A 17,103-nucleotide genomic window follows, 5' to 3' on the forward strand; every position below is an offset into this window, starting at 1 on the left:
GTCGGCTAATTCCAAGCGCGACAACGTACCGACGGGTCGTTGCTCCAGGATTTTGGAACCGACGTCATGAACATGCTGACAGCCATCGAAGCGATCGAACCAACCGCAGATGGCGAAGGCGGCTTCCATCCGCTGTTTGCCGATGTGCCGTCTTCGGTCGAGTTCAACAAGCTACGCAAGCGGCTGCTGCGGCTGACCCGCCAGGCGATCGACGATTTCGCGATGGTGACATCAGGACAGCGCTGGCTGGTTGCGCTGTCGGGCGGCAAGGATTCCTACGGCCTGCTGGCCATATTGCTGGATCTCAAATGGCGCGGGTTGCTCCCGGTCGATCTGCTGGCCTGCAATCTCGACCAGGGCCAGCCGAATTTTCCCAAACATATCCTGCCGGACTATCTCGACAGGCATGCCATCCCGCATCGCATCGAATACCAGGACACCTATTCCGTCGTCACCGACAAGCTGCCGCAGGGCAGCACCTATTGCTCGCTCTGTTCGCGGCTCAGGCGTGGCCATCTCTACCGCATCGCGCGCGAGGAGGGGTGCTCGGCGCTGGTGCTCGGCCACCATCGCGAGGACATTCTGGAAACCTTCTTCATGAACCTGTTCCATGGCGGCCGGCTGGCGGCCATGCCGCCAAAGCTGCTCAATGACGAAGGCGACGTCATGGTGTTGCGGCCGCTGAGCTATTGCGCCGAGGTCGACCTCGAGAAATTCGCCGCGGCCATGCAGTTCCCGATCATCCCCTGCGATCTTTGCGGCAGCCAGGAAGGCCTTCAGCGCAATGCCATGAAGGCCATGCTCGACGATATCGAAAGGCGCATGCCTGGCCGCAAGGACACGATGCTGCGTGCGCTGTCCAACAGCCGGCCGTCGCATCTGCTCGACAGGAATCTGTTTGATTTCGCGGCCCTCAACGAAACTCTCAACACCAGGCAAACCGATGACATTTGACGATACCGCGATCGACTGGCTTGCCGGTCTTCTGTCCGACGCCGCGAAGGCCGAGATCATGCCGCGCTTTCGCCGGCTGGAAGATGGCGACATCCGCCAGAAGACATCCGCAGTCGACCTGGTGACGCAAGCCGACGTCAATGCCGAGCGGCTCATCACCGCGCGCCTGCTCGAACGCTACCCGAGAGCGATGGTCGTCGGCGAGGAAGCCTGTTCGGACAATCCCGCACTTCTCGACGGCTTGGGCGACGCCGATCTGGCCTTCGTCATCGATCCGGTGGACGGCACCTTCAACTTCGCTTCCGGCCTGCCATTGTTCGGCGTCATGCTGGCGGTCGTGGTCAAGGGCGAGACAATCGCCGGCATCATCCACGATCCGGTCGGCAAGGATTGGCTGATCGGCGTCAAAGGCGGCGGCAGCCATATCAGGCATGCGCATGGCAGCCTGGAGAGAGTACGGGTTGCCGCGAGCGCGCCGATCTCACAAATGACCGGTGCGGTCTCCTGGCAGTATATGGCCGAGCCAGACCGCACGCGTCTGGCCCGCAACCAGACCAAGACGCTGTCGCAGTTCAATTACCGATGCGCCGCCCACGAATACCGCCTGCTGGCCAGCGGCCATGGCCATTTCGTCGTCTACAACAAGTTGATGCCGTGGGACCATCTGGCGGGTGTGCTGATCCATGCCGAGGCCGGTGGTCACGCGGCGCGCTTCGACGGCACGGCCTATCTGCCGTCGCATGTCGGCGGTGGTCTCCTGGTCGCTCCAGACAAGGAAAGCTGGCAGGAGTTGCGCCGCGAACTGTGGGCTGAGTAGGATAATTCCTGCGCGGATGTTCAAGCCGTCGCGAGGCTTCCGGTGCACACCTTAATGCAGGTCGGTGACGTGTCCTGAAACGGGTGCATTTTGCGGCTGGAACATCTTGCCACGCTCGGCGATGAGGATCATCAGCAGGGCCGCGACCGAGACGCTGCAGAAGCCGGCGGCAAGCGGCGTCACCGTGCCGTTGAAGGCCTGGCCGATCAGCGTGCCAAGAATGCCGCCCAGAAACGTCTGCATGAAACCCAGGATGGACGAAGCCGTGCCGGCCAGTTGGCCTAGCGGCTCCATGGCCAGCGCGTTGAAATTCGCGCCGAGCGCGCCGAATGGAAGCATCGCGCTGGCGAAGAAGGCAACGAACAGCCAGAGCGGCATCCTGATTTCCAGCGACACGACCAGCCAGACCAGGCTGATGACGAGAAACAGCAGCAGCGCGCTCTGCGAGAGGCGGCGCATGCCGATACGGCCGACGAGGCGCGAGTTCAGATAGTTGGAGAAGGCAAGCACGCCCGCAACTCCGGCGAAGATGACCGGGAACATCTCACCGACCTGGAATATGTCGATGTATATCTGCTGCGCCGAGGCTATGAAGCCGAACATGGCGGCGAAGATGAATGTGCTGGCGAACGCATACGAGATTGCGATTCGGTTGGTGAGCACGATGCGAAAGCCGCCGACGATGGAGCTGACCGTCAGCGGTCTGCGATATTCGGGATGCAGCGTTTCGGGCAGACGCAGCAGCGCCCACGCCGATACGAGGAGCGCGCCGACCGCCATGGTGACGAAAATCCAGTGCCAGGTCGCGAACAGCATGATGAACTGGCCGATGCCCGGCGCAATGACCGGTATCGCCATGAACACCATGAAGATCAGCGACATCACCTCCGCCATCCGCCGGCCGTCGAACGTGTCACGCACGATCGAGACGGCGATGACGCGGGTGGCGGCGGCGCCCAAGCCCTGAACGGCCCGGCACAGCAGAAGCGTTTCAAAGCTAGGCGCGACCGCGGCGGCGGCTGCTGCTGCGACATAGATCACCAGTCCCGCAACCAGCGGCGCGCGACGACCGAAGCGATCCGACAAGGGGCCGAAGAACAACTGGCCGCCGCCAAAGCCCAGAATGTAGGCTGTCACCACATATTGCCGGTGGTTTTCATTCTCCACGCCGAGCGACGCGCCGATCTGCTGCAGGGCCGGCAGCATGATGTCGATGGCCAGGGAATTCAGCGCCATCAGCGCCGCGCATAGCGCAATGAACTCCCAGCGCGGAATTGGCAGCTTGCTTGCCGATCGCTGCGCTGTCGATTGCTGGTCCACGGGAAGTCCGATCTGTAAAAATGAAAATGCGCCGGCTGGCCGGCGCATTGGCTCGTCCTGGTTTCGATATCAGGAACATGGAATTGCCGAAGGGATGCCCCGGCGCCCGGTGCATGTCCGAAGACATGCACCGGTAAAGGTCAGGCCGTGGCTTTGACGCTGACGCCCTTTTCGACGAGGAACGTCTGCAATTCGCCCGCCTGGAACATCTCGCGGATGATGTCGCAGCCGCCAACGAACTCGCCCTTGACGTAGAGCTGCGGAATCGTCGGCCAGTTGGAATATTCCTTGATGCCCTGGCGCAGCTCGGCTGAGTCAAGGACGTTCACGCCCTTATAGTCGGCGCCGATGTAGTCGAGGATCTGGACGACCTGCCCGGAGAATCCGCATTGCGGGAAGCCGGGCGTGCCCTTCATGAAAAGCACGACCTCGTTCGCCTTCACTTCATTGTCGATGTAGTCGTTGATACCGCTCATGGAATACCCTTTCACGCCCGTGGGAGTCAGGCTCGAAGCATCCCCTTCAAATAAACCCATAGAGTGCCCGAAACAAGACATTAGCCACGCAGCCATCGAAATGGCGCAAAGGATGGGCCCGCTTGGGCCAAGAGCGGGTTGGCTGGTCGCCTCAGTCCGGTACGCTGGTCTGCAGAGCAAGGGCATGCAACACGCCGCCCATATTCCCTTTCAGCGCGTCATAAACCATCTGATGTTGCTGCACGCGGCTCTTGCCGCGAAAGCTCTCGGCCACCACTTCGGCCGCGTAATGGTCGCCGTCACCCGCGAGATCGCGGATCGTCACCTGGGCGTCGGGAATGCCGTCCTTGATCAGCTTTTCGATGTCGTGGGCGTCCATTGCCATAGCGGAATTCCTGTTTCGGGCGGCAGCGATGTGGCGGCCCGTGCGATGAGAGTCGGGCTGAGACTAAAGCCTTTCCAGTCGGGATTGAAGCGCTTCCGTCGGGTGTGGGGTAATTGAACCTTATGAAGCGGCCTGGTCCGGACGAACCGCATCGTCCGCAGCATCATCTTCGCGCATCGAGAAGATGCGACCAAGGCTGAAGACCAGCACGTAGAGCGGAACGTTGACCACGATGTTGGCAATCGGCAGGTAGCTGGTCGCCTGCCACATGGGCGAGAAGAATGGCTGGCCGTAGCCATCGCAGATCAGCGAATTTCCATAGTCCCACAATGCCCCGAAAGCGGCCGCGGCTGCGAAAAGCTTGATGCAGGTGACGATCTGCATTGACCGCGCCTGGTCCGGCAGAAGCCGGCCCCAAAGCACCAGGCAGACGATCGGAACCGCGTAGATCAGGTTCTGCAGGACCAGCATCGACAGCGTGCCATTGGCCGATGCCAGGAACTGGTCGCGCCTTTGCAGCAGCGGACAAACTTCGCTTGGGGTCGTCGAAAGCAGGAAGAAGACGAACGGACGAAGGAACCAGAAGAAGAACAGCGAGGGCCAGAAAACGACCGCAATCAGCGCCCGGACGGCCAGTCTGCTCAACTGGCCTGATCCATGAAGCGGGGGAACCAGCCCTCGTGGGCGGCGCTCAGTTCGCTGACCGGAATAGCCCGCGTCTCACCAAGTTTCAATGCGTGGCCGCCGGTCGAGCCGATCCACGGCGCGAAGATGCCGAGTTCGCCCTGCTGCTTGCGGATCGTGTCCCATTCATCGCCATGCGGATCGATCGACAGCGTCAGGAGGTAACGGCCCTGATCCTCGCCGAACCAGACCGGGACGGGATCGGTGCCAAGCAGCCCCGGAATGGTCGCGCCGATGCCGGACGCCATCGCCATCTCCGCCAGGGCCACGGCGATGCCGCCGTCGGAAACGTCGTGAGCCGCAGTGACGATGCCGGACGCGATCAGCGAGCGCACATGATCGCCGACGCGCTTTTCGTGGGCGAGGTCGACCGGCGGCGGCGGACCGTCCGTGCGGCCGTGGATATCGCGCATATAGACCGACTGGCCAAGGTGCGTGCCCCAGGAAGGGGGAGCGCCAACCAGCAGGATCATCTGGTCTTCGCCCGCGAACCCGATCCGCGCCATCTTCGACCAATCGTCGATGAGCCCGACACCGCCGATGGTCGGTGTTGGCAGGATGCCCTGGCCATTGGTCTCGTTGTAAAGCGAAACATTGCCGGAAACGATCGGGAAGTCGAGCGCGCGGCAGGCGTCGCCGATGCCCTTCACCGCGCCGACCAGCTGGCCCATGATCTCCGGCCGCTCGGGATTGCCGAAATTGAGGTTGTCGGTGGCCGCCAGTGGCAATGCGCCGGTGGCGGTCAGGTTGCGCCAGCACTCGGCCACAGCCTGCTTGCCGCCCTCATAGGGGTCGGCCTCGCAATAGCGGGGCGTGACGTCCGAGGAGAAGGCGAGGGCCTTGGTGGCGTGGCCCTCGACGCGAACCACCCCGGCGTCGCCGCCGGGCAGCTGCAGCGAATTGCCCTGGATCAGCGTGTCATATTGCTCCCAAACCCAGCGCCGCGAAGACAAATCCGGTCCGCCGAGCAGCTTCAGCAGCGACTCCGCGACATCGGACCGTGGAACGTCGTCGGCGGCAAGCGGCGCCGGCTTCTTCGACTCGACCCAGGGCCGGTCATATTCGGGCGCCTTGTCGCCAAGGTCCTTGATCGGCAGGTTGGCGACCTCGTCACCCTGGTGCAGGACGCGGAAGCGCAGATCATCGGTGGTCCTACCGACGATGGCGAAGTCGAGGCCCCATTTGTGGAAGATCGCCTCGGCTTCCTTCTCCTTCTCGGGGCGCAGCACCATCAGCATGCGCTCCTGGCTTTCCGACAACATCATCTCATAGGCACTCATGCGTTCCTCGCGCACCGGCACCTTGTCGAGGTCGAGCTCGATGCCGAGATCGCCCTTGGCGCCCATCTCGACCGCCGAGCAGGTGAGGCCGGCGGCCCCCATGTCCTGAATGGCGATGACGGCGCCGGACGCCATCAGTTCGAGGCAGGCCTCCAGCAGGCATTTTTCGGTGAACGGGTCGCCGACCTGGACGGTGGGGCGCTTCTCGTCGATCTTGTCGTCGAATTCGGCCGAGGCCATGGTGGCGCCGCCGACGCCGTCGCGGCCGGTCTTGGCGCCGAGATAGACGACCGGAAGGCCGACGCCCTTGGCTTCCGACAGGAAGATCGCGTTCGTCCTGGCGAGGCCGGCGGCAAAGGCGTTGACCAGGATATTGCCATTGTAGCGGGCATCGAAATTGACTTCGCCGCCGACCGTCGGCACGCCGAAGGCATTGCCGTAGCCGCCGACGCCGGACACCACGCCGGAGACGAGATGGCGGGTCTTGGGGTGGTCTGGGGCGCCGAAGCGCAGCGCGTTCATCGCCGCGATAGGTCGCGCGCCCATGGTGAAGACATCCCGCAAAATGCCTCCGACGCCGGTCGCCGCGCCCTGGTAGGGCTCGATGTAGGATGGATGGTTGTGGCTCTCCATCTTGAACACGACGCAGTCGCCGTCGCCGATGTCGACCACGCCGGCATTCTCGCCCGGACCCTGGATGACCCTCGGCCCGGTGGTCGGCAATGTCCGCAGCCATTTCTTCGAGGACTTGTATGAGCAGTGCTCATTCCACATCGCCGAAAAGATGCCGAGTTCGGTGAAGCTTGGCTCACGGCCAACAAGATCGAGTATGCGCTGATACTCGTCGGGCTTGAGCCCGTGCGAGGCAATGAGTTCGGGGGTGATCGGCACGGAATTGGAAATGGTCATGGGCGGCAATTTTGTCCTCGGATCGAGTCCCGTCTTATCGCAAGCCTTGAGGCCAATACACCCGTCGATCGAGGAAAAAAGACAGAAAGCATCAAAGTTGACGACCGGGCCGGCAGGCGCCGTGGGCGACGCGGTGCCGATAGCGGAACGCTATGGCATCCCGGTCGTTAGGTCTCCAACCAATCAGGAGATCCAGACCATGGCGACCAAGCAAGGCAAGAAGGACAACCGTCTCTCGGACAAGGAGGCCATGCATATCGCAGAGACCACCGACGTTTCGCCCGGGCAGGCCAAGGAACTGGCCGAGAAGCACGGCAAGGAAAACGCCGAGAAGGAAGCCAAGAACTTCAAAGCCGAAGGCTGAGCCGGAACCGACTCACTGGAGATATCGGCGTCGGCTTGGAAGTTCGGCAGGACTTCATAGTCTCAAGTGAAGCTGTCGTAGCCGGCGCGTCCTTCGTCGAGGAGCCGACGGATCACCGCCACGCCCTCGGCGACATCGCTGTAGTGGCTTGGCTGGGAGATTCCAAAGCGTACGCCGTGGAAAACCTGCTCCGAGCGACCGGCCTTGAATTCATCCTCGTCATCGATCAGGACGCCATGCTCCAGGCAGGCGTTCTTGAACGTGCCGGAAAGCCAAGGGTCTGGCAGGGTGAGCCAGACAAAGGGCACATTGTCGTGTGACTTGAACGAAAAGCCGGCCAGCGTGTCGCGCACGATCGCTATGCGGGCCTGGATTTCGGCAATGGATCGCATGCGTATTTCGGCGGCCTGGCCCGACAACACCAACCGGCTATTCACCTCCGCCAGCAGGAAGGGCATGCCGCCAGTCATCATCTTGTGGGCGACACGGATGCGATGGCGGTAGGCGGGCGGGCAGGCAAGCCAGCCGCCACGGAGGCCGGCAGCGACGGACTTCGACAGGCCAGCCGCGACAATGGTCCGCTCGGGCGCGTATTCGGCCAGCAACGGCGTCGGATCATCGGTCAGATGGCCATAGAGATCGTCTTCGATAAGAACGACATTGTATTCGCGCGCGATCCGCGCGACCGCCTCGCGTCGTGACGCCGAGAGCGTCACCAAGGTGGGATTCTTCGCCGTTGGCATCAGAAATATCATCTTCGGGTGCTTTTGCGCGCAGACGCGCTCGAAATCGTCGGGGTCGATACCCTCTTCGTCCGACGCCACGAGCGCCGCACGGCGCCCGATAAGGCCGGCGCTGCGGGAAATCTGCGAGTAGGTGAGGTGCTCGAAGGCGACATAATCGCCGGGTGTGGTCAGCGCGGCGATCGCCGCCATCACAGCGGCATGGGTGCCGAGCGTTGGAACGATGGCCTCGGCGGTTGGTGCGAAGGCGTTTCGCGACAGCCAGCGCGCGCCCGCATCGTGCCAGCGGTCCGGAAAATCCCGCGTGTAGCTTGAAATCTCGTGCGGATAATCCTGCGCGGTGCGCGACAGGAAATCGGCGACAATGGCTCCCTGGCCGACATCAGGTGCCGCCGTGCTGTCGAAGCGCAGCTTGCCGCGAGGCACATCGACGGTGCGCGTTCCCTCCATGCCGACGTCGCGAACGTGGAGGTCGGACTTCTTCCCGTCCGCGTGCTGGGCCAGCACATAGGTTCCGCGCCCGACTTCTCCGCTCACCAGGCCGCGCTCGCGCAGCAATTGGTAGGCCCGGCCGACCGTGCCGACAGTGGTGCCGATGTCATAGGCCAGATCGCGCTGCGGAGGCAGCTTTGCTCCAAAATCGATCACCCCCCGGTCGATATCGGTCTCGATGGAATCCGCCAGCCGTTGATACAGCGGGCCGGAGCCGGTCAAATCTGGGAGCCAAGTTGTCATGGTGACAAGTTTTAGATTGCACCTATAGATGAGTCAATACATATCGGTAGTGCATCCAAAGAGAGGTTCAATTCACGGTATTGGTAGGACGAAATGAATACAATAGAGACAATCCGCACTTTTCCACCCACGTCACGAAGCCAGACCACGGGGCCCTTCAGCCGACGAGACTTCGTCGGCAGCTCAGTCCGCGTTCTCGCGTCGTTCGCCAAATGGATGGAAACCCTGCTTGATCGTCGAAGGAGCCGGCTGGCGCTGCTTGAAATGACGGACGACCAGCTCAAGGACATTGGCATTTCGCGTTGCGATGCCCACCGCGAAGGCATCAGGGCCTTATGGGATTGAGGCTAGTCTAACGGACGGCTGATGCCTTGGCGCGTGCAACGCGATGATCCGCAAGGACCGCGATGATGCACAGCAACAGGAAAAGTCCGGTGATGGCCATTGCCGAGATGGCGACGCTGCCGGCGCCGTTGCGGGCGACATCCAGGAACGGGTAGGGCACTTCGCCGGCGATCGGCGCGCGCGCCAGCGCGTAGGCGAGGTAGCCGACGGGGTAGAGCAGCCACCAGGATATATCGCTCCACCGGGTCCTGCCGTCGGCGCCCGATACCAGCCACCACAGCACGAACAGCACCGGCGTCACATAATGCAGCAGAACATCACTGAGCAGGAACAGGCCTTGGGGATGCCAGAGCCTTGCCAGGACCGTGGCATAGACAATGAGGACCAGCGCGATCGAAACAGCGACGCCGGCGCGCATGCGGGGTGCCGCGAAGGCCTGTAACCAGGCATAGCCGGTGGACGAGGTCAGCGAGACATGGACCAGCATCGCGGCGACGTTGGTGAGGATGGTGAAGAAGCTGAAATAGAAGACGATCGAGGCAGGCAGGCTGCGCCCGGCCTCCATCGAGGCCGGAATGGTGATGCAGAACTGCAGGACAAGTCCGACAAGGCCCAGGGCCAAGCCTGACACCTGCAGAAAGCGTCCCATAGCTAGGCGGTCGCGGAGCAGGCCGGATTGCCAGCTTGCCAGCGGGCGATGTCCGAACCGATACGCGCGCCGAGGGAATCGGTCATCAGGGGTCCAAAGGCTTCGACGCGGCTTGAATTGCCTCGCGCCTGCACGACCAGCAACGGTTTGCCGCCATAGTGCTTGGCTGGCACCAGCAGGAACCGCGGCGTGCCGCTGAAGGAATTCAGCTCATTGGCCATCTGATACTGCTTGAAAGCCGGGTCCTTGCTGGCGATCCAGCATTTGTGGGCCGCGATCGCCACCTGTTCCATCGCCAGCAAAGAAGCACTTTTGCCCGAGGGAACGGGCACGCTCCTCTTCGGGGCCGACTGGCAGGACGCCAGCGCAAGACCCGCCGCCGCGACGAGAAGGACCGTCCTGCTCTTGATCAAGCGGCACCCATTTCAAGTTCGGACAGAAACATCTTCAGGCCGTCGGTCATCTCGCCCCACACACGCGACAATGCCGGATGCTGGGAGGCGATCTGTTCATAGGCATCGAATTTGGGATAGGCGTCGAGCAGTTCATGGCGACCGGTCATGACGCGGAAATTGTTGAAGATGAACCGCGTCGGCGTCAGCCAGGCATCGGCAAAGCTGATGTCGTCGCCGAGCGCGAAGGGGCCCTGCGCCATGCGCGCTTCGATCGCTGCCAGTCCGTGGTGCAGGCGGGCGAATTGGGCGTCGATCTCGGCATTGTTTTTCTTCGGCACGGAATGCAGTTCGAAGAGCTTCATCGTCGGCGTCAGCACGTCGAGGTCAGTGATGCGGGCGAACATGCGCACCAGCGCGCGATCCTTGGAATCGGCCGGCAAGAGCGCGGGTTCAGGAAACCGTTCCTCGAGATACTCGGCGATGACAACCGATTCGACGATTGTTTCGCCAGAGCCGGTAATCAGCACCGGAATCCGGTTCATCGGCGAAATCGCACGAAACTCCTCCGGAATGGGAAAACCCGCCGGCGGCGCGATGATCTTGAGCGGCACGTCCTTGATATAGGCCAGCGCCCGGACGATGGACGAGTAGGGCGACAACGGCCGCGAATAGAGTTTCATGACCGTCTCTCTCCCAAGAGCTGTGGACTTGATGTCCTTATGAAGTTTACCGTGCTTGCGGCCGAAATCGTCAAGCGGCTATGCCCAGGGCACTTTCAAACAGTGCCCTTCCATCATTGCCGCCATGCGCCGCCTCGATCAGGTTTTCGGGATGCGGCATGAGGCCGAGCACATTGCCCTTTTCGTTGATGATGCCGGCGATGTCGTTGATCGAACCGTTCGGGTTGGTGCCTTCGGCATAGCGGAACACCACCTGGCCTTCGCCTTCGAGACGAGCGAGCGTGTCAGCGTCTGCGAAATAATTGCCGTCATGATGGGCGACCGGCGACCGGATGATCTGGCCCGGCTGATAGCGGCGTGTGAACATGGTGTTGGCATTGGTGATCTCGAGCTTCACCTGCCGGCAGACGAACTTCAGCGAAGTGTTGCGCATCAAGGCTCCCGGCAACATGCCGGCCTCGACCAGGATCTGGAAACCGTTGCAGACGCCGATGACGGTCACGCCCTTGGCAGCCTGTTCGGCGACCGCCCGCATCACCGGCATGCGCGCGGCGATCGCGCCGCAGCGTAAATAGTCGCCAAAGGAAAAGCCGCCCGGTATGGCGATCAGGTCGACATCGGGGATTTCGGTGTCGGTCTGCCAGACGGTGACCGGCGGTTTGCCGGAAATCTTGGTCAGCGCGGCGATCATGTCGCGGTCGCGGTTGAGGCCGGGCAGGAGGACAACTGCGGATTTCATGGCAATTCTCGTTCAAGCATATGAGTGAGATACCGGGGTGAAACGTGGTTGGTCAACCAGACACCGTTGTCCGAGAGAAAGAATGACATCCCATCCCTCGTCATGGCCGCCGAGTCGACCTGCAGGATAACACTTTTCCCGGCTCGACGCCGCGCAACGATCAGAGCCGTTTCGACATCATTGGAGAGATGGACATGCTGGCGCGACTGACTGGTCAGGCCTTCACGCAGGATGCTGGGGAGAAATTCTTCCTTGGTGCCGTGGTACAGCATGTAAGGCGGGACCGATGGCGGGAGGCCGAGATCGACATCGACGCTATGGCCTTGCGTGGCTCTGATGCGGTTGCCGTCGATCGCAAAGCGCTTTTTCGGATTTTCTTCGACGATACGCAAAACATCGGCGGTCGATGCGCCGAACTTCGTGTGGATGACCGCGCAAAGCATCCCGAAATCGGCCCAGCCGTTCTCATCGAGCGACAATCCTGCCTCTTGTGGCGCATGGCGCAGAACCAGGCTCATGAATTTCGAGATCTGGGTGTCATTTGGCATCGAAGCAGCGACCTCAGAACACGACGGCCGAACTGGTGTCACTTCGGTTCATAAGGCCTCTGACTTTCGGCGAGTTCGCGCAGATCCAAACGACGATCTATGCGTTCGAGCCGCTCGTCTTGCCGCGCGAGTATGCCATAGACGTTGTGAATGTCGCTTTGCGTGGCCACCATGTGGCCTCGCATCACATTCAGCTCCCGTTTGGTTTCGGAAACATCCTGCCGAAGCTCACCGATTTCGTGATGCACGCGTTTGAGAAGCTCGAACATCAATTCACTCGTGACTTCCGACATTGTGCCTCCGCTACAACCTCAGATCAGCGTCACACTGTAATTCTCGATCACCGTGTTCGCCAGCAGCTTGTCGCACATGGCCTTGAGATCCGCCTCGGCCTTGGCCTCGTCGCTCTCGGCCAGTTCGACGTCGAAGACCTTGCCCTGGCGCACGGCGCCGACGCTGCCGAAGCCCAGGCCGGACAGGGCATGTTCGATCGCCTTGCCTTGCGGGTCAAGAACGCCGTTCTTGAGGGTGACGGTTATGCGGGCCTTGATCACGCTGGACATGCTCCTGTTCGCTCTTAGTGAGGCTTGCCTTTGATGCCCTCGGTCGAGGCGACGAGAACCGGGCCGGTCGGGCGCGGCGGCTCGTTCTCGTTCATTATGCCGAGGCGGCGGGCGACTTCCTGATAGGCTTCGACGAGACCGCCCATGTCCCGGCGGAAACGGTCCTTGTCGAGCTTGTCCTGCGTCGCCACGTCCCACAAACGGCACGAATCCGGGGAGATCTCGTCGGCGACAACAATGCGCATCATGTCGCCTTCGAACAGTCGGCCGCATTCGATCTTGAAGTCGACCAGCTGGATGCCGACACCCATGAACAGGCCGGAGAGGAAGTCGTTGACGCGGATGGCCAGCGCCATCACGTCGTCAATCTCCTGCGGACTAGCCCAGCCGAAGGCGGTGATGTGCTCTTCCGACACCATCGGATCGTCGAGCGCGTCGGCCTTGTAATAGAATTCGATGATCGAGCGCGGCAGGACGGTGCCTTCCTCGATGCCGAGGCGCTTCGACAGCGAACCGGCGGCGACGTTGCGCACAACCACTTCGAGCGGAATGATCTCGACTTCCTTGATCAATTGCTCGCGCATGTTGAGCCGGCGGATGAAATGGGTCGGAATGCCCATGCGGTTCAAATGATTGAAGATATACTCGGAAATGCGGTTGTTGAGCACACCCTTGCCGTCGATGACCTCGTGCTTTTTCTTGTTGAAAGCGGTTGCATCATCCTTGAAGAACTGGATCAGCGTGCCCGGTTCGGGTCCCTCATAGAGGATCTTGGCCTTGCCTTCATAAATGCGGCGGCGATTTTTCATCTGATTTTTCTCTGGATTTCCGGCAGGCGGCAAGCGACCATTTCCTGTCCGTTTGCCTGAAATAGTGCGGCTAGGGCAGGGTTCAATGCCGGGTCTATCCCAATCACACGATTTGCTCAATCGACAAATCCTTTCAATCAACCTCTTTCGGGACTGAAATGCCGCAGTGCAGCATGGTACGAAGCGTATTGACCGCCCGGCGAGCTTTTGGTTTGTGCTTTGTCACCACATATACACCGTCACCAGCGAATCGATTTCCATCGGAGGGATGCCATGAGCAGCATGAAGGATCGCGAAGAGGGTTTTGAGCGCAAATTCGCATTCGACGAGGAGCTTCGCTTCAAGGCCTCGGCGCGCCGCAACAAGGCGCTCGGCCTGTGGGCAGCCGAAAAGCTCGGAAAGTCGGGAGCAGACGCCGATGCCTATGCCAAAGAGGTGGTTGTGTCCGACATCGAGGAGGCCGGCGACCACGACGTTTTCCGCAAGATCCGCAAGGATTTCGACGCCGCCGGCGTCGAACAATCGGACCACCAGATCCGCCGGACCATGGATGAACTGATGGCGCAGGCGATCGAGCAGATCAAGAACACCTGATCGACGGCACTGGACCAATCGACCGCCCGACCCACTCGGGCGGTTTTTCTTTGCGTTTGCGGCGGTTTCCGGCTGAAACTGCGGGTCATCAACAAGGAAAGACACGGATGTCCCTGAAATCGCGCCTGGCGGCTGATGAAACGCTGCTCACCGCATGGTCCGGCGTCCCGGATGCCTTGACCGTCGAGATCGTCGCCAGGCAGGGCTTTGACGCCGTCACCCTCGACATGCAGCATGGCGGCCATCATGAGGACAGCGTCCTGCGCGGCCTGGCGCCCGTGCTCGCCGCCAACAAGCCGGCCCTGGTGCGTATTCCGGTCGGCCGCTTCGACATGGCGAGCCGCGCCCTCGATTTCGGCGCCGAGGCCGTCATCGCGCCGATGGTGAATTCGGTCGCCGATGCCAAGCTGTTCGCGGCCGCCATGAAATACCCGCCGCTGGGCGAGCGCTCATGGGGTCCGACCTATGCCTTTCCACGCCATGGCAAGGGAGACCAGGCCGAATGGCTGCGCGACAGCAATCAGCGCACCATGGCCTTTGCGATGGTCGAGACGCGTGCCGCGCTCGATGCGCTCGATGGCATCCTCGACACGCCGGGGATCGACGGCATCTTCCTCGGCCCGTCGGACTTCTCGATCGCATGGACCAATGGCGGCACTGTCAATTCGACGCTCGAAGACATGCTGGAGACGGTAGCCTCGGTCGCCGCGCGCACCCGCCAGGCCGGAAAGCACGCCGCAATCTATGTTGTCGAGCCGGAGATTGCCGGCCGCGTCGTGTCGATGGGCTACAGGCTGCTGGCCATGGGGTCGGAGCACGCGCTGATCGGGCTCGGCGCCAAGACGCTCATCAAGAGCGTGCGGGACTCGCTCGGCTCCTGACGCTGCTCAGGCCTTCAGGTCGGTCATGAACTTGGCGAAGGTCATCGAACCTTCAGGCCATGGTCCAAATCCTGAATCCGCGTTGAGATGCCCCGTCTCGCCGGCATCGATGAACAGCGAACCCCACGCCGCGGCAATGTCCTCGGCGACGTCGAAAGCGCAGAACGGATCGTTGCGGCTGGCGATCACCAGCGACGGAAAAGGCAGCGGATCGCGCGGGTAAGGGCCGAAGGTCATCAGGTGCCTTGGCCTTATCTCGGGATTGGCGACATCCGGCGGAGCCACCAGAAACGCACCGGCGACAGGTTTCTGGAACCGCGGAATGGCCTGTATGGCCGCGGCAACGCCCAGCGAATGCGCAACGATGACCACCGGCCGCTCGGCCTCGTTGACAGCCTTGGCGACGTTGGCGGTCCAGTCCTCGCGCACCGGCTTTGACCATTCGGCCTGCTCGACCCTGCGCGCTGTCGACAGCTTGAACTGCCAGCGGCTCTGCCAATGCTCGGGTCCCGAGTTGGTGTAGCCAGGGACAATGAGAATATCCGCGTGTTTGACCTTCATGGCGCTGAGATAGCGATCGGCGTCGCGGTGTGCAACGGCCGCAAGCAGCACTCTCGATCACAATGGTGAACACCATGTTCGCTTATTGCCATCTTGTGTGAACGATCTCGATGGACGATTTGTCATCGAACAGAAAAAGCTGTGCGAGACCCCTGGCTTGGAGCTTACACGGCGGACAATGATTGGCGGCGCGGGACTACTCGCCTTGGGAGTCTCACCGCTGGCCGGCCGAACGGAGCATCTGATGACTGACTTGCCTTTTGCCGCCACCACCCCGGTCAGCGTTTCGCGCGTCGGGTTGAAGGCGCGCGATGCCGAAAGCCTCGCCGCCTATTACCGTGAAGTCGTCGGATTGCAGGAGCTTGGCCGCGCCTATGGCGCGATCACACTGGGCGCCGCGAACCGTCCGTTGTTGGTCCTGGAGCCGGATGCGGCGGCAAAACCCGACGATCCGCGAAGTGCTGGACTGTTCCACACCGCTTTCCTGCTGCCCAGCCGCGCGGATCTCGGCCGCTGGATCAACCATGCCATCGCCAACAAGATCTCCATCGATGGCGCTTCCGACCATCTGGTCAGCGAAGCGCTGTACATGACCGATCCGGAAGGCAACGGCATTGAAATTTACGCGGACCGCAGTCCGCGGGACTGGAAGTGGAATGGCGACAAGGTGGCTATGGCGACCGAGCGGTTGAACATCCCGGCCGTCGTAGCCGAAGTGCCGGCCGGTGACGCCGGTTGGCAAGGCGCGCCGGAAAACAGCATTGTCGGGCATGTCCACCTGCGCGTCGGCAGGCCGGACGACGCCGAAGCTTGGTGGAACAAGGAATTCGGCTTCGACACGGTGGCCAGGTATGGCGGCCAGGCGGTGTTCCTGTCGTCGGGCGGTTATCACCACCACATCGGCGCCAACGCCTGGCAGAGTGCCGGCGCAGGCCGCCGCGATCCAAGCCGGTCTGGTTTGGCATGGGTCGAGATGCGTTCGGACAATGTGGCCAGCGAAACGAGCCGCGAGGATCCCTGGGGCACGGTGATCAGGACCGTTCGCGGCAAGGCCTGATCGGGCACGCCAAGCAAACAGGCTCTCCGGCCGGTGGATGAGGCGGGTCTTTTCGTGCTGGGCGGCTCAAGCCTCCCCGAACACACGCCTGAAGATCGTGTCGACATGCTTGGTGTGATAGCCCAGGTCGAATTTCTCACGAATTTCCGCCTCGGGCAGGGCCGCCGTCACTTCCTTGTCTGCCAGTAGTTCCTCAAGAAAATCAGCGCCTTGCTCCCACACCTTCATGGCGTTGCGCTGCACAAGGCGGTAGGAGTCCTCGCGCGAAAGGCCGGCCTGCGTCAGCGCCAGCATGACGCGCTGCGAATGCACGAGGCCGCGGAACTTGTTCATGTTCTTCAACATGTTTTCGGGATAGACGAGCAGCTTGTCGACGACACTCGTTAGCCGTGACAGCGCGAAATCGAGCGTCACCGTCGCGTCCGGGCCGATCATCCGCTCGACCGAGGAGTGCGAGATGTCGCGCTCGTGCCAGAGCGCCACATTCTCCATCGCCGGCAGCGCCATCGAGCGGACCATGCGGGCAAGGCCCGTGAGGTTCTCGGTCAGCACCGGGTTGCGCTTGTGCGGCATCGCCGACGAGCCCTTTTGCCCGGGTGAAAAATACTCTTCCGC

23 protein-coding genes are annotated in these 17,103 nt (G+C 61.8%); 7 read left to right on the plus strand and 16 right to left on the minus strand.

Features of this window, described 5'->3' with window-relative positions; all coding sequences use genetic code 11:
- The first annotated feature begins 66 nt into the window (after positions 1 to 66).
- A complete protein-coding gene (ttcA, locus tag WC739_RS04290; RefSeq protein ID WP_372951776.1) occupies positions 67 to 954 on the plus strand; it encodes a tRNA 2-thiocytidine(32) synthetase TtcA in 888 nt (295 codons plus the stop codon).
- Complete coding sequence (locus WC739_RS04295; RefSeq protein WP_372951777.1) at positions 944 to 1,771, plus strand: inositol monophosphatase family protein; 828 nt, start codon at positions 944 to 946, stop codon at positions 1,769 to 1,771. The genes ttcA and WC739_RS04295 overlap by 11 nt, the downstream gene beginning before the upstream one ends.
- 51 nt (positions 1,772 to 1,822) lie before the next feature.
- On the opposite strand, the gene WC739_RS04300 is transcribed toward WC739_RS04295, so the two are convergent.
- The 5 genes from WC739_RS04300 to purL form a co-directional block, all read right to left on the minus strand.
- Entirely contained in the window at positions 1,823 to 3,007 is a 1,185-nt protein-coding gene (locus tag WC739_RS04300; protein WP_372951778.1) for a multidrug effflux MFS transporter, read from the minus strand.
- Positions 3,008 to 3,231: 224 nt separating this feature from the next.
- On the minus strand, positions 3,232 to 3,567 hold the full coding sequence (grxD, locus tag WC739_RS04305; RefSeq protein ID WP_372951779.1) for a Grx4 family monothiol glutaredoxin: 336 nt from the start codon (positions 3,565 to 3,567) through the stop codon (positions 3,232 to 3,234).
- Between the two features lie 151 nt (positions 3,568 to 3,718).
- Positions 3,719 to 3,952, minus strand: a complete 234-nt coding sequence (locus WC739_RS04310; protein ID WP_224664059.1) for a BolA/IbaG family iron-sulfur metabolism protein — start codon at positions 3,950 to 3,952, stop codon at positions 3,719 to 3,721.
- Between the two features lie 120 nt (positions 3,953 to 4,072).
- Positions 4,073 to 4,597: a hypothetical protein gene (locus WC739_RS04315; RefSeq protein ID WP_372951780.1), complete on the minus strand. Its 525-nt coding sequence runs from the start codon at positions 4,595 to 4,597 to the stop codon at positions 4,073 to 4,075.
- Entirely contained in the window at positions 4,594 to 6,825 is a 2,232-nt protein-coding gene (gene purL, locus WC739_RS04320; protein WP_372951781.1) for a phosphoribosylformylglycinamidine synthase subunit PurL, read from the minus strand. Before purL ends, WC739_RS04315 begins: the two co-directional genes overlap by 4 nt.
- A 199-nt stretch (positions 6,826 to 7,024) precedes the next feature.
- On the opposite strand from purL, the gene WC739_RS04325 reads away from it, so the two are divergent.
- Positions 7,025 to 7,189, plus strand: coding sequence for a hypothetical protein (locus tag WC739_RS04325; RefSeq protein ID WP_372951782.1), 165 nt, complete (start codon positions 7,025 to 7,027; stop codon positions 7,187 to 7,189).
- Positions 7,190 to 7,251: 62 nt separating this feature from the next.
- Here the strand turns inward: WC739_RS04325 and WC739_RS04330 are convergent, their stop codons facing one another.
- Entirely contained in the window at positions 7,252 to 8,667 is a 1,416-nt protein-coding gene (locus WC739_RS04330; protein WP_372951783.1) for a PLP-dependent aminotransferase family protein, read from the minus strand.
- A 264-nt stretch (positions 8,668 to 8,931) separates the two neighbouring features.
- Between WC739_RS04330 and WC739_RS04335 the strand changes: the two genes are divergently transcribed.
- Positions 8,932 to 9,012 carry a DUF1127 domain-containing protein gene (locus WC739_RS04335; protein WP_372951794.1) on the plus strand — a complete coding sequence of 27 codons (81 nt, stop codon included), beginning with the start codon at positions 8,932 to 8,934 and terminating at the stop codon, positions 9,010 to 9,012.
- Positions 9,013 to 9,019: 7 nt separating this feature from the next.
- Here the strand turns inward: WC739_RS04335 and WC739_RS04340 are convergent, their stop codons facing one another.
- The 8 genes from WC739_RS04340 to purC form a co-directional block, all read right to left on the minus strand.
- Complete coding sequence (locus WC739_RS04340; RefSeq protein ID WP_372951784.1) at positions 9,020 to 9,661, minus strand: Pr6Pr family membrane protein; 642 nt, start codon at positions 9,659 to 9,661, stop codon at positions 9,020 to 9,022.
- A 2-nt stretch (positions 9,662 to 9,663) separates the two neighbouring features.
- On the minus strand, positions 9,664 to 10,074 hold the full coding sequence (locus tag WC739_RS04345) for a hypothetical protein (protein WP_372951785.1): 411 nt from the start codon (positions 10,072 to 10,074) through the stop codon (positions 9,664 to 9,666).
- Positions 10,071 to 10,736, minus strand: coding sequence for a glutathione S-transferase family protein (locus WC739_RS04350; RefSeq protein ID WP_372951786.1), 666 nt, complete (start codon positions 10,734 to 10,736; stop codon positions 10,071 to 10,073). The genes WC739_RS04345 and WC739_RS04350 overlap by 4 nt, the downstream gene beginning before the upstream one ends.
- Before the next feature lie 70 nt (positions 10,737 to 10,806).
- The gene (gene purQ / locus WC739_RS04355) at positions 10,807 to 11,475 is read right to left on the minus strand and encodes a phosphoribosylformylglycinamidine synthase subunit PurQ (RefSeq protein WP_372951787.1); all 669 of its coding nucleotides are present in this window, start codon (positions 11,473 to 11,475) and stop codon (positions 10,807 to 10,809) included.
- Complete coding sequence (locus WC739_RS04360; protein WP_372951788.1) at positions 11,472 to 12,023, minus strand: RNA 2'-phosphotransferase; 552 nt, start codon at positions 12,021 to 12,023, stop codon at positions 11,472 to 11,474. Before WC739_RS04360 ends, purQ begins: the two co-directional genes overlap by 4 nt.
- A 38-nt stretch (positions 12,024 to 12,061) precedes the next feature.
- On the minus strand, positions 12,062 to 12,316 hold the full coding sequence (locus WC739_RS04365; RefSeq protein ID WP_372951789.1) for a hypothetical protein: 255 nt from the start codon (positions 12,314 to 12,316) through the stop codon (positions 12,062 to 12,064).
- Between the two features lie 18 nt (positions 12,317 to 12,334).
- The gene (purS, locus tag WC739_RS04370) at positions 12,335 to 12,577 is read right to left on the minus strand and encodes a phosphoribosylformylglycinamidine synthase subunit PurS (RefSeq protein WP_372951795.1); all 243 of its coding nucleotides are present in this window, start codon (positions 12,575 to 12,577) and stop codon (positions 12,335 to 12,337) included.
- A 23-nt stretch (positions 12,578 to 12,600) separates the two neighbouring features.
- Positions 12,601 to 13,395 carry a phosphoribosylaminoimidazolesuccinocarboxamide synthase gene (gene purC, locus WC739_RS04375; protein ID WP_056594372.1) on the minus strand — a complete coding sequence of 265 codons (795 nt, stop codon included), beginning with the start codon at positions 13,393 to 13,395 and terminating at the stop codon, positions 12,601 to 12,603.
- Between the two features lie 273 nt (positions 13,396 to 13,668).
- Here purC and WC739_RS04380 point away from each other — a divergent pair, with 273 nt between their 5' ends.
- Positions 13,669 to 13,989, plus strand: coding sequence for a DUF1476 domain-containing protein (locus tag WC739_RS04380; protein ID WP_010909104.1), 321 nt, complete (start codon positions 13,669 to 13,671; stop codon positions 13,987 to 13,989).
- A 107-nt stretch (positions 13,990 to 14,096) separates the two neighbouring features.
- Positions 14,097 to 14,870: an HpcH/HpaI aldolase/citrate lyase family protein gene (locus WC739_RS04385; RefSeq protein WP_372951790.1), complete on the plus strand. Its 774-nt coding sequence runs from the start codon at positions 14,097 to 14,099 to the stop codon at positions 14,868 to 14,870.
- A 6-nt stretch (positions 14,871 to 14,876) separates the two neighbouring features.
- Here WC739_RS04385 and WC739_RS04390 read toward each other — a convergent pair whose 3' ends face one another.
- On the minus strand, positions 14,877 to 15,431 hold the full coding sequence (locus WC739_RS04390; protein WP_372951796.1) for an RBBP9/YdeN family alpha/beta hydrolase: 555 nt from the start codon (positions 15,429 to 15,431) through the stop codon (positions 14,877 to 14,879).
- A 244-nt stretch (positions 15,432 to 15,675) separates the two neighbouring features.
- Between WC739_RS04390 and WC739_RS04395 the strand changes: the two genes are divergently transcribed.
- Positions 15,676 to 16,488 (plus strand): VOC family protein, encoded by an 813-nt coding sequence (locus WC739_RS04395; protein WP_372951791.1) that lies wholly within the window; start codon positions 15,676 to 15,678, stop codon positions 16,486 to 16,488.
- Positions 16,489 to 16,554: 66 nt separating this feature from the next.
- On the opposite strand, the gene WC739_RS04400 is transcribed toward WC739_RS04395, so the two are convergent.
- Positions 16,555 to 17,103, minus strand: a 549-nt coding sequence (locus tag WC739_RS04400; RefSeq protein ID WP_372951792.1) for a lyase family protein, incomplete at its 5' end; no start/stop codon positions are given.

Origin of the sequence: Mesorhizobium sp. (assembly GCF_041661565.1) — a bacterium.
GTDB lineage: Bacteria > Pseudomonadota > Alphaproteobacteria > Rhizobiales > Rhizobiaceae > Mesorhizobium.